Genomic DNA, 12,344 nt, shown 5'->3' with positions numbered 1-12,344 from the left:
AAATATTATTCGTCTTTATTATATCGAATTAGACAACAATCTTTCTAAAATATATTTAAATATTGGACGCGTACAAGTATTAGCATCCAAACACTCATTTCGAAGTTGTATCAATGCTTCAAATGCATCACCTTCGCTCACATCTTGAAGTCTCAATAAATCATCTATCAAGCAGCCAAATGCCCGAACGTCTAATTTTTGCAATAAGATTGAATGCTCCTTATTTTCTTGGGAATACCTTGTTGCCGCTCCGAAATCACTTAATAATGGAGTATATTCTTCATTGATTAAAATATTGTGCGCATAAAAATCCCCATGCATAATTCCACGTGCATGCATAAACTCCATAACTAAGGCCGTTTGGTATACTATTTTACGAATACCATCTAGGTTTATTTTAACAAATGGATCAAACGTATCCCGCGTGCATGTTACGAAATTTGGTGGTAAACCTAAGTTTGTAAAGTTTCTAGGGATTAATTTAAAAATTAATCCTGATTTACCTTCCGGATGTTCAGAGATAACAGCCTGTACAGAGATTAGGTTTTTATGGACTCCCGCGTGAATACACGCATCCATTTCATCTTTTGGAAACCCATCACTCGTAATAGAACCTTTAAATATTTTTACAGCGATTGCTTCATTCGTTTCTGTTACTCGAGCTTTGTAAATCGTACCTGATGCACCTTCTCCTATTTGTTCTTCTAATGAAATGGAACTCCAAGGAATAGACTTAATATTTGGTTCGGTTGAATATTGATCTAGCTGAAGTTCTTTACATGGATTACCCGAAAAAGCCAACCAAGCCAACTTGGGGAGTGTAAATAACCATGTAGGTAATTGTTCAATCTTATTTGCAGAAATCCGTAACAATTCTATATGTACACAAGCAGCCATCTCATCTGGTAAAGTTGTTAGCGCATTACCAGCCAACATTACTTTTTGCAATGAACTACATTCTCCAATTGATCTTGGCAAAGCCTCAATGTTATTGTCTGTTAAAATAAGCCAACGCAACGATTTTGGAATTGCCTTTTCAGATATTGTCTTAATTTTATTTGCCTTGAAACCTACAATATCAAGAATAGGCAATTCTGCTAATACGCTTGGAAATAGTTCAAACAAATTATTTGATAAAAATAAAATTCGAAGTTTTTTAAATAAAGTAAATTCTGAAGGCAGTTCGCTAAGCTTATTTCCACTTAGATCTAGTACTTCTAAGGTATCTGCATATTGGTATAATTCAGTTGGAAACGAAGTAATCTCCTCCGAGAGTTTAATATTTGTAATGCCGATTATTTTACCCGATTTTACTTCTTCTAGTGTTTGCATGTTTCATCTTAATCAATTTGAGGATTTTTTAAATATATTCGAGCTACTTTTTCAACCAATGTATCCGCATGCGCACATGAGTAAACGACGCGTTTTAACTTCAATAAATGTTCGGCATAAAATCCAACTTCCTGCTCGCTCTCATCTGCCTTCCAAACACTCATACATTCAATAATGTGATAGCAATTTGTCTGGATATTAAATACAATCATGGGATTTATAACCCCTTCTATTATACTAAAACAACTTATATAAACAGGAAAATCAAATAAGTGATGCCCTGCTAAATTGGGAATAATGTTCGCTTCAAAAAAGGTATAATGCAATAAACTCGCTTGAATGTTGTTGTCCTGCAATGTTGTCAATGCTTCCAAAAGTTTCGCATGCATCACCGAATATATATCATCAGAATGAACATATTGATTCATAGGAATCCATTTTGAAGTGGCTAATTGCAAATATTGTAAGCCTTCTTTACCGATGGAACGTTTGTACTCAAATGCTGGATAATTGGGTGCAAAATAACCCGGATAAAAATAATCTAATTGCTTTTTTTTACAATAATTAACCTTTAATAAAATTAAGTATTTGCCTAGGCTATTTTTTTTGTATGCTTGATTGTAAAAAGAAACAATACCTGCGGCTGTGCGATCACCCACATCAAAATACCCAACACCTATGAGCACATCTCCATCATGCAGAAGCACTTCGTAGGTATTGTAGATCCGACGACTGGAATCACCAAGTAAAAGTGCGTGAAGTGATTGTGATGCTGAAAACGAAATCCCTTGTTTGTAGGATTCATATAAAGCTTCCTTCTCATCTGTAATACTTGCTTCTTGAATGGTAATCTTAAAATTCTTATTGATATGAGATAACTTTTTGAAAGTATCATTTTCAACCAACTGATCCAATTGAATGCGAAGCCAAATAGCACTGTAAAAAGTTTTATTAAAACTTAAAAAATTGGTTGTAAAAATACGTTGTGCGTTTCGAAACCACCCATCAGATAAATATCTATCCAACTCTTCACCAGTTAATGTTTCTGGGTTATGAACGTTCGCAAACATATTTTATAGATTAAACAATTATAATTTAAAAAATACGCCTGCTGATACATCAAATTGTATGGTTCTAGAATAACTTCCTATACCTACAGAAGGTCCGCCGCTACCAATACTTAAGCCCAAACCAATACCACTTAATGGTGCTTGAATACGTGCTTGAAATTTAACCCCCATTCTAGAAGTTAGATCATATTTAACACCGCCCATTATACCAGCTGCAAGTTGCGTTTGAGGAGCAGTTGCATTTGATTTTATTGTAGAACTTGAAAAGCCAATCAATGTAGAAAGGTATGGTGTAAAATTTTTAATATCAATATTAAAAGCTCGAACGATACCAAACATTACATACGTTTGAGAATATCGTGCCGTAGTATCAAACTTGCCTTGATAGCCATTAAATACAATCTTAGAGTAGAATGTATTTACATTTATTTCATATGAAACTTGAGGATTACGAACATATGCAGCAGACAGCGAATAGATTGGTGCATTAATTATTTTGGCACCAGGATTTCTTCCAGCCAACAACCAACCAACTTGACCTGAAACTTCGATTTTACGTTCGTCTCCGTTACTAAATATTTGACTACAACATATTTTAGGAATAAATAGGGTCAAAAAAAATATATAAACTGAAGTACGAATATTCATATTGTATTTTATTCCTAGATTTATTTAATTAAATGTAATAAATTAAATCCTATTATACATGGTTTCCACATTACTAAGATTCAATATACCAATTACCAACAAATTAAATCTTCAATAATTTTGTCCGCAATTTTAAATGGTTCATTTGAATGTGTACCTTTACAAAAAAGACATTCAAATTGATGATTATTAGAATAACCATCACGCTTAAATCTAGAACAAATAATGAGTAAGCACCTTTATGGTATAGATTTCGGAACTTCTAATTCCGTTCTGTGTATTTTTGATGAAGAGACAAATGAATTAATTAACACCATTACAGTACCTTCTATATTATATTTCCCCAATGATTTTGATGTAACTAAACCTATATCTTATTTTATTGGCGAAGAAGCAATAACAAACTATGTAAAAGATGGAATGAAAGGACGTTTTATGAAATCCATAAAACGTGTATTACCGAGAAGTAATTTTACTGAAACCCGAATACATACTAAATCATATAATGCTTCGGATTTAATTAGTTTGATCCTAAAAGATTTAAAACAAAAAGCAGACAGCATCGTTGGTTACGATTGTAAAAAAGCAATCATAGGAAGACCTGTATTTTTTGATGAAGACAACAGCCAATTTGATTCATTGGCCCAAAAACGTTTACTAAAAGCCGCCGATATTGCGGGATTAACAGACGTTCGATTTCAATTTGAACCGATTGGTGCAGCATTTGCATATGAAAAAACGATTTCAAAGAAAGAACACGTTCTAGTAGCCGATTTAGGTGGAGGTACAACGGATTTTACCTTCATAAAATTAGACCCCAACAGAACGTTTGAAAAAGATAGAAGAAAAGACATACTTGCTACAGGTGGTATCTATATTGGTGGCGATAGTTTTGATTCGGCCTTGATGTGGGACAAAGGCACACCTAATTTTGGTCGTGGACTTACCTACGAATCCATGCCAGGTAAGCAAGTAGACGTTCCACCAAGTTTTTTTAGCAACATTTGCTCATGGGAAAAAATGAATTTCTTTAATGGATTAAAAGTGCAAAATGATTTGAGGCAATATTATAGTTATACGAATCAAAATAAAAAAATTAAAAATCTCATAACACTTACAGAAAATAATTTGGGGTATTCCATTTTTCAATCCATAGAAAAAACAAAAGTAGAATTATCAAAAAAATCAGAATCTACATTTGAATATCATGCATTGGATATCGATATTGAAGAACACCTAAGCGTAACAGATTACAATAGCATCATCGGTAAAGACATTGTTAAAATAAAAAAATACTTACTACTTTTTTTAGAGCAAAACGACATTAAATTAACAGACATAGATACACTTTTCATTACGGGTGGAAGTTCATTGGTATTGGCTGTACAGGACTTATTTAAAAGTGTATTCCCGAATACACCAATTAAATCAGATGATAATTTTGTAAGCGTAGCTAAGGGTTTGGCCTATAGTGGTTATTTGTTTGAGTAAAAGAAATAACCACTAATAATAAAATAGACCCTGACATAGTTATCATATCTGTTAACCAAAATTTCAATACGATCAACAATCTCCGCATTTTCAAGAGTACCCTATCTAATTTTGCATTTCGATAAATCATCTGATAAATAGTACACTATCCCTTTTATTTTTTAAATAGTACTTTTCAACTCCATTGATTATGAGGATATAATCCATTCAATTAATTTAAAATGTGATTTTATTGATATTTTCTGTCATCATTTCAATAAGTTATAGGTTTTTATGCTAAATTATAAGTAGAAACATCGCCTTAAAGAAATCCTATGAAGATTATTTACAAGTGTATAAATTGGTTATTTACTGTAATCCTAATAACCCTTATTTCGCGCTCATACGCACAAGTTAATACACCGAGTGCACCAGCTGTACCTTTTGGTTCTAAAATAGCGGCATCAGCTAATCCGTATGGATATGGAATTATACCTGCTACACTACCTACTGGTGCTTATACACCAGCAAGTAATCAATATGGAAAATCACAGGACGCCTATAGCGCATATACTTCATGGAAAACAAAATACGTACAAGCATGTGGCTCGCAATACAGAGTTCTATTTGATGATAATTCTTCCACTGTTTCAGAAGGAATTGGATACGGGATGCTGATAGCTGCCTATGCAGCTGACAAAGCATTATTTGATGGCTTGTGGGCTTACTATAAAACAAATTCCAATAACAATGGATTGATGAATTGGAAGATTGGTGGTTGTTCCGGAGCATCAGGTTCGAATGGTGCCACAGACGCAGACCTTGATGCAGCAATGGCATTAATCGTTGCATCAAAACAATGGCCTTCTGCAACTAGTCCATACAAATATAGCACTGAAGCGACTACATTAATTACGGCAATTAAAACATACGAAATACATAATACATCTTTTCAATCAATCAACGGTGATGGTTGGGGAATGGGCTCAAACTGTAGAAATCCAAGTTATCAATCACCTGCTTATTACAGACAATTTGCTACCCTGGTATCCTCACAAGCAAGTACATGGAACAGTGCAATAACAGCAGCTTACAATCTTATAAACGCAAATAGAAATACGACAACAGGTTTAGTAAGTAATTGGTCAGACCAAAATGGTTCACCAAATAATTGTAATGGGTCAAATGAATATGGATACGATGCTTGCCGCAGTCCATGGAGAATGGCGACGGAAGTATTATGGACTGGAAATACAACTGCACAAACGAACTTTTGTGTTCCCATTGCGGCCTATGTAAACGGTAAGGGTGCAAATAATGCAGGTGGACCAGTAGCACAATCAGGCGGAAACGGAACGGTTAATGCGACGTTTGTATCAATGTATGCTGCTGGCATTTGTGGAGCTACCTCCACCTACCAAAATATTATGAATAGCATGTATACAAAGACAGTAAATACGGTTGATGGATCGGGTTATTTTGGAAACACACTAAGAGTTATTTCCTTATTTATGCAAACTGGCAATTTCTGGAATCCCAGTTCTCTAACTACGACTGCTGTTACTGCAAATTTAAGTTCTCCAACAGCGGGAAATTATACAGAAGGGGCAACAATAACACTTACTGCTACAGCAACAACTACTAGCGGAACAATTTCTAAAGTAGAATTTTATAATGGTACTACTCTTATTGGTACAAAAACATCATCTCCTTATAATGTATCATGGACAATTAATACTTCAGGAAAAGTATCTATCACTGCCGTAGCATATAATTCAAGTTCTGCAACGGGCACAAGTACTCCTGTATCTTTAAATGTATATAAAGCGATTAATCAAACATCTACAGCTCCTACCATTGATGGAACTATAGAAGCCATATGGAATACAAATAACGCAGGAAATTTGAATACTGTTATATCCGGAACAATAAGTAATGCCACTGATTTGTCAGGAACATTTAAAGCATTATGGGACAATACCTATGTATATCTACTTGTTGATTTAAACGATAATATATTAATAAATGACAGTGGAACAAATAAATACGACGATGACAATATTGAAGTATTTTTTGATGTTGGAAATACAAAAGCAACATCTGTTGGTAGTAATTACTTTCAATACATGTTCCGTTGGAATGATGCGACAGTAACTGAAGCGAACAATAAATCAACAACAGGAATTACCTTTGCACACGTTGCAAAAACTGGTGGCTATATTACGGAAATACGAATTCCTTGGTCTACCATTAACAATACACCAGCAAACAATCAATTGATTGGATTTGATGTGGAAGTAGATGATGACGATGATGGCAATGCGCGAGATGGAAAAATGTCTTGGTTTGCAAGTGCAGATCAAGCATGGACAAATCCTTCATACGCAGGAACAGCTATTCTAGTAGGTTCTGCATGTACTGCTCCCTCAGCTGCAGGTAGCATTTCAGGTTCAACATCTGTATGTGCAAATTCCACGAATGTAACTTACAGTATTTCATCTGTATCAAATGCAACAGGCTACACATGGACTCTTCCATCAGGTGCAACAATCACAGCTGGCTCTGGTACAAATACGATTACTGTCAAAATGGGAACAACGAGTGGAACAATAAAAGTTACGCCTACAAATACCTGCGGTAGTGGTTCACCAAGCACTATAAATATTACTGTGAATGCAACTGTTACGCCAGTTGTAACAATAAACACTGCAACAACATCCATTTGTGCAGGAACAAGTATTACACTAACAGCAACGCCTACAAATGGAGGAACGAACACTGCCTACCAATGGAAAAAAGGAGGAACTACAATCGGTGGCGCAACCAACGTAAGTTATACCACAAATAGTGCTGCAAACAATGATAGCTATACCGTAACAATGACAAGCAATATCAGCTGTCCATCGAACGTATCTGTTACCAGCACAGCAAAAGTAATTACCGTGAATGCAAAGGTTACACCCACTATTTCCATTAGTGTTACACCAAGTAATACCATCTATGCAGGTCAATCTGCTACATTTACAGTTAACTATACAAATGGTGGAAACGCTCCTACTTTCCAATGGAAAAAAAATGGAACCGTTATTTCAGGAGCGACGAATTCAAGTTATGCAACAATGGCATTAACAAATAACGATGCTATAACAGCAACAATGACTTCAAATGCAGCCTGCCTAAATACCCCTCAGGCGAATTCAAATTCAATTAAGGTTACAGTAAATGCAAATCCTGGTTTTGATTTAAATGTTACTGGACCAACTTCGGTAGTTTCAAATCAAACATCTGTAAGTTATTCGGTGCCAAGTCAAACAGGAATGACCTATACGTGGTCTGTACCAGCAGGTGCAACGATTGTAAGTGGACAAGGAACGCATTCAATTGTTGTAAATTTTGGAACATCGAGCGGCAATGTTACCTTGATTGAAACAAAATCAGGTGGACAAACATCAACACTTTCATTACCGATATCTGTTGGAACGACTACTCCAATACTTGTTTCAACGATAGAGTCATCCATTAAGATATATCCCATTCCATGTACCGATAAAATCACTATCGAATTAACGGAATCAATAGATACGGATATTACCTATACACTTATAGATGCGATTGGAAATGTTGTGTTGACTTCAACGCAAGCCTATTCAGTTGTTCCAATTGTGATTGAAATGCCCTATAGTTCTGGCATGTATCAATTGCTACTTACTTGGGATTCGCACAAAGTAATTCAAAAAATAATTAAATATTAAAACAACTATTAATCAAACTAAAAACCGCCTAGGAAACATATTGTAACCTGGCGGTTTTTAGTTTTCATTCTAAATCACACATCCATCTGAATTATTTTCTACAACACAAATCCGATTCACAGGTGTTGCTTGAAATTGTTCTACAGAAATACCTGCAATTTCCATAACTACATAAAAATCCTTTTGAAACAACTGTCGATATTCTACAACAAGTTTTTCAAAATCAATCGGATTCATTTTAATTTTATATCCATCCCGAATGTTTAACTTTTCTATGTGTGCACGTATGGATGCATAGTTTACATCCCCAATATATCTAGGACCCGTTTTCATATTTCATTACAGATATATTAAGAACTACATGACAACATAGAACAGCCAGCTTTTTGTGCTGCCCAATCTGGACGTTTTATAAAATATGCATCACCCTTATTCGTATAGGGGTGCTTACAAAATTCTTCTAATTTCTTAAACAAAGAATCATCCCCCTTTTCAAGTTTTTCAATTGCTTCGTGCAACATATAATTTCTTAAAATAAAACGAGGGTTTGAAACTTGCATTTTATTTTTAGAGATTTCTTTTGAACACGTATTTGTTTTAATTCTTTCAGCATATGCTTTCAATGTAGCATGTAACAATGCTTCATCTGGTTCTGTATAAAACGATTCTTGAAAGTATTGTTTGAGTTCAGCAGCAGTACCAATTTTTTCAGGTAAATCAATCAATAATTGATAAAAGATGGTCATGTCTGGCTTAAGTATTCGTAGCATTTCTTCAAAAGAATCTATCCATACAGGATCCTCTTCACGTAACACATCAAAGCCTAATTTATTCGCCATCATAGAATAATACTTACCTTCGTATAAACCTTGATAGTTGTTTAATACTTCAACCAATTTATCCGTATCGGGTACTAAAAAAGCGAAAGCATTTGCCAACTTTCCTAAATTCCAATAAGCAACAGATGCCTGATTTCCAAAAGCATATCTCCTACCTGGCAAATCAGTTGTATTAGGTGTGAAGCGTGCATCGTAATCATCCATAAACGAATACGGACCATAATCAATTGTTAATCCAAGTATGGACATGTTATCTGTATTCATAACACCATGTACAAAACCTACTCGCAACCAACCAATAACCATATCCGCGGTACGTTCCGCTACTGCTTGAAATAGTTTTACGACACGATCCTCGCCTACTATTTCAGGATAATATCGTTCAATCACCCAATCACATAACTGTTTACTCAAAACTAGATTATTTCGTTCTGCCAACATTTCAAAATTCCCAAAACGAACAAATAAAGGAGCTACCCTCAATACAATCGCACCTTGTTCATATTCAGGGTGACCATTATAAAACATATCTCTCAATACATCATCTCCTGTGGAAACCAAACTAAGTGCACGTGTTGTTGGTACACCCAAGTAATGCATGGCTTCACTCATCAAGTATTCGCGAACAGAAGAACGCAATACGGCTCTACCATCTGCATTTCTAGAGTATGGCGTTGGACCAGCTCCTTTCAATTGCATTTCGTATTCACTCCCATCCTTCCCTTGGCAAAAGCCTAATGAAATGGCTCTACCATCCCCAAGTTGACCAGCCCAGTTACCAAACTGATGACCTGCGTAACAGGACGCATACGGCTTCATTGTAGGACTTACAACATTCCCAGCTAGTATTTGTACATCTCCCTCATTTGGGCTCTCTAGATCCAATATAGTAGCTACATCTTCTGACCATGCCAACAACCGTGGTTTCTGAACAGGAGTAGGTAAAACACTACAATACAAGAAGCCAGGTGTTTGTCTTCTGGCATTGTTCATGGATACATCTCCAGGAAATGTATCTACAAATGCGTTGCTGATTTGTTTTTTATATAAATGCTCCATCCGTACTCTTCACTCAACTATATGTAGATACAAGTTAGTAAAAATGAAAGAGATTGAATACAAAAAAGCTTAAACCAGTTTTTATGAATAAAAAAAGGCATACATGTTACCACGTATGCCTTTTACTAAACAGGAAAGATATCAAGAAATCATAGCATCTAATTGGTTGAACACAATGATTCCCTTTTATTCAATATAAATAACACACCTGAATGTTTTTATATTGAATGTGATATTTCTATAATAAAGACGGAATTAGCTTAAAAAAGTAACCACCAATATTCATTTATAATTAAAAACAGGTTTTCCCCATCTATAAAAGACTGGAAAAACCTGCTTATTTTAAATAAAATACGTGATTTCTATTTTAATATTATTGTTTAACAACTCGAAGAATCTGAGAAGAAGAACCATTCATGATTTGAACGACATATACGCCTTTAGCATAATCCGATCCGAATTTAAGTTCAGAAACATTTGAAAATGTTTCTACCAATTTACCATCGATACTTGATATATATATCATTGCAGATTCACTAAGAACTAAGTTAAATTGTTCTGAACTTGGATTTGGCATAATTTTAATTGCATCTGTAGATTTCAAATCAACAATACCAGTCGTAGTACATGTACCTTCAACTATGCCACAACCACAAAGTCCAGGGCTTAATTTAGTAGCATCTGTTGGGCAGCTATCTCCAGACTCAGAAACATACCCTATTGGTTGCGTACAAGATGTTTGTGACACACTTACATCCCCTTTACCATCCCCATCTACATCTTGATACCAAACAGTTTTAGAGCCAATCGATGCATCTAATGGGTTACAATCAACAGCATCTAAGACTCCGTCATTATCATCATCCGTATCAATACAGTCTGCTATTAAATCCTGATCCGTATCTATTTCTGAATTTCCACAGCCACAACTTCCCGGTGCAAATTTATTTACATCTAAGGGACACAAATCACCCGATATGGATACATAACCTATTGGTTGCGTGCAAGATGTTTGCGATACACTTGCATCCCCTTTACCATCACCATCTACATCTCGGTACCAGGTAACTGAAGTAGATACTGTAACCACTTTTGCTACCGATGTAGCAGAACATCCGTTAGAACTTACGGTTACTGTATACGAACCTGATGCTGTTGCAGAAAATGTAGATGTTGTTGCACCTGAAATTGGCGTTGCATCTTTATTCCAAACATAACTAAACCCATTTCCCGCATTCGCAGACAACAATACATTTCCGCCTGTGCAGAATGTGGTGGATGTTGTTGTTGAAATTGTTGCAGTTGGCAATGGATTTACTGTAACCACTTTTGCTGTCGATGTAGCAGAACATCCCTTAGAACTTACGGTTACCGTATACGAACCTGATGTTGTTGCAGAATATGTAGATGTTGTTGCACCTGAAATTGGCGTTGCATCTTTATTCCAAACATAGCTGAAGCCATTTCCCGTATTCGCAGACAACAATACATTTCCGCCTGTGCAGAATGTGGTGGATGTGGTTGTACTAATTGTTGCTGTTGGCAATATATTTACTGTAACCACTTTTGCTGCCGATGTAGCAGAACATCCGTTAGAACTTACGGTTACTGTATACGAACCTGATACTGTTGGAGAATAGGTAGATGTTGTTGCACCTGAAATTGGTGTTGCATCTTTATTCCAAACATAGCTGAACCCATTTCCAGTATTCGCAGACAACAATACATTTCCGCCTGTGCAGAATGTGGTGGATGTGGTTGTACTAATTGTTGCTGTTGGCAATATATTTACTGTAACCACTTTTGCTGCCGATGTAGCAGAACATCCGTTAGAACTTACGATTACCGTGTACGAACCTGATGCTGTTGCAGAATACGTAGCTGTTGTTGCACCTGAAATTGGCGTTGCATCTTTATTCCAAACATAGCTGAAGCCATTTCCCGTATTCGCAGACAACAATACATTTCCGCCTGTGCAGAATGTGGTGGATGTGGTTGTACTAATTGTTGCTGTTGGCAATATATTTACTGTAACCACTTTTGCTGCCGATGTAGCAGAACATCCGTTAGAACTTACGATTACCGTGTACGAACCTGATGCTGTTGCAGAATACGTAGCTGTTGTTGCACCTGAAATTGGCGTTGCATCTTTATTCCAAACATAGCTGAAGCCA

The 12,344-nt window shown here is 35.8% G+C and carries 8 protein-coding genes; 2 read left to right on the top strand and 6 right to left on the bottom strand.

The window, feature by feature from the left end; genetic code table 11:
* Positions 1-18: 18 nt before the first annotated feature.
* From Q0543_RS08540 to Q0543_RS08530, 3 genes are read right to left on the bottom strand one after another with little or no spacing between them, the layout of a single operon-like run.
* Positions 19-1,332, bottom strand: a complete 1,314-nt coding sequence (locus Q0543_RS08540; RefSeq protein ID WP_299251333.1) for a leucine-rich repeat-containing protein kinase family protein — start codon at positions 1,330-1,332, stop codon at positions 19-21.
* 8 nt (positions 1,333-1,340) lie between these two features.
* The gene (locus Q0543_RS08535) at positions 1,341-2,402 is read right to left on the bottom strand and encodes an arginyl-tRNA--protein arginylyltransferase (protein ID WP_299251330.1); all 1,062 of its coding nucleotides are present in this window, start codon (positions 2,400-2,402) and stop codon (positions 1,341-1,343) included.
* Between the two features lie 18 nt (positions 2,403-2,420).
* On the bottom strand, positions 2,421-3,050 hold the full coding sequence (locus tag Q0543_RS08530) for a hypothetical protein (RefSeq protein WP_299251327.1): 630 nt from the start codon (positions 3,048-3,050) through the stop codon (positions 2,421-2,423).
* A gap of 225 nt (positions 3,051-3,275) precedes the next feature.
* Between Q0543_RS08530 and Q0543_RS08525 the strand changes: the two genes are divergently transcribed.
* Complete coding sequence (locus Q0543_RS08525; protein ID WP_299251326.1) at positions 3,276-4,541, top strand: Hsp70 family protein; 1,266 nt, start codon at positions 3,276-3,278, stop codon at positions 4,539-4,541.
* Positions 4,542-4,855: 314 nt separating this feature from the next.
* Positions 4,856-8,272, top strand: a complete 3,417-nt coding sequence (locus Q0543_RS08520) for a glycosyl hydrolase family 8 (RefSeq protein WP_299251324.1) — start codon at positions 4,856-4,858, stop codon at positions 8,270-8,272.
* A gap of 69 nt (positions 8,273-8,341) precedes the next feature.
* Here the strand turns inward: Q0543_RS08520 and Q0543_RS08515 are convergent, their stop codons facing one another.
* The 3 genes from Q0543_RS08515 to Q0543_RS08505 form a co-directional block, all read right to left on the bottom strand.
* Positions 8,342-8,605 (bottom strand): hypothetical protein, encoded by a 264-nt coding sequence (locus Q0543_RS08515; RefSeq protein ID WP_299251322.1) that lies wholly within the window; start codon positions 8,603-8,605, stop codon positions 8,342-8,344.
* Between the two features lie 17 nt (positions 8,606-8,622).
* On the bottom strand, positions 8,623-10,170 hold the full coding sequence (locus Q0543_RS08510) for a protein adenylyltransferase SelO (RefSeq protein ID WP_299251320.1): 1,548 nt from the start codon (positions 10,168-10,170) through the stop codon (positions 8,623-8,625).
* 373 nt (positions 10,171-10,543) lie between these two features.
* Positions 10,544-12,344 (bottom strand): T9SS type A sorting domain-containing protein (locus tag Q0543_RS08505; RefSeq protein ID WP_299251318.1); only part of this gene is annotated, 1,801 nt, incomplete at its 5' end.

It is taken from the genome of uncultured Cytophaga sp., from assembly GCF_937863595.1.
In the GTDB taxonomy this organism is placed as follows: domain Bacteria; phylum Bacteroidota; class Bacteroidia; order Cytophagales; family Cytophagaceae; genus Cytophaga.
Note: the sequence above shows the minus strand (reverse complement) of the source record. Positions and strands in the feature narration are given on the sequence as shown.

Coding starts and splice junctions, on each gene's coding strand:
- Q0543_RS08540 (WP_299251333.1), bottom strand. CDS start 1,332: ATGCAAACACTAGAAGAAGTAAAATCGGGTAAAATAATCGGCATTACA.
- Q0543_RS08535 (WP_299251330.1), bottom strand. CDS start 2,402: ATGTTTGCGAACGTTCATAACCCAGAAACATTAACTGGTGAAGAGTTG.
- Q0543_RS08530 (WP_299251327.1), bottom strand. CDS start 3,050: ATGAATATTCGTACTTCAGTTTATATATTTTTTTTGACCCTATTTATT.
- Q0543_RS08525 (WP_299251326.1), top strand. CDS start 3,276: ATGAGTAAGCACCTTTATGGTATAGATTTCGGAACTTCTAATTCCGTT.
- Q0543_RS08520 (WP_299251324.1), top strand. CDS start 4,856: ATGAAGATTATTTACAAGTGTATAAATTGGTTATTTACTGTAATCCTA.
- Q0543_RS08515 (WP_299251322.1), bottom strand. CDS start 8,605: ATGAAAACGGGTCCTAGATATATTGGGGATGTAAACTATGCATCCATA.
- Q0543_RS08510 (WP_299251320.1), bottom strand. CDS start 10,170: ATGGAGCATTTATATAAAAAACAAATCAGCAACGCATTTGTAGATACA.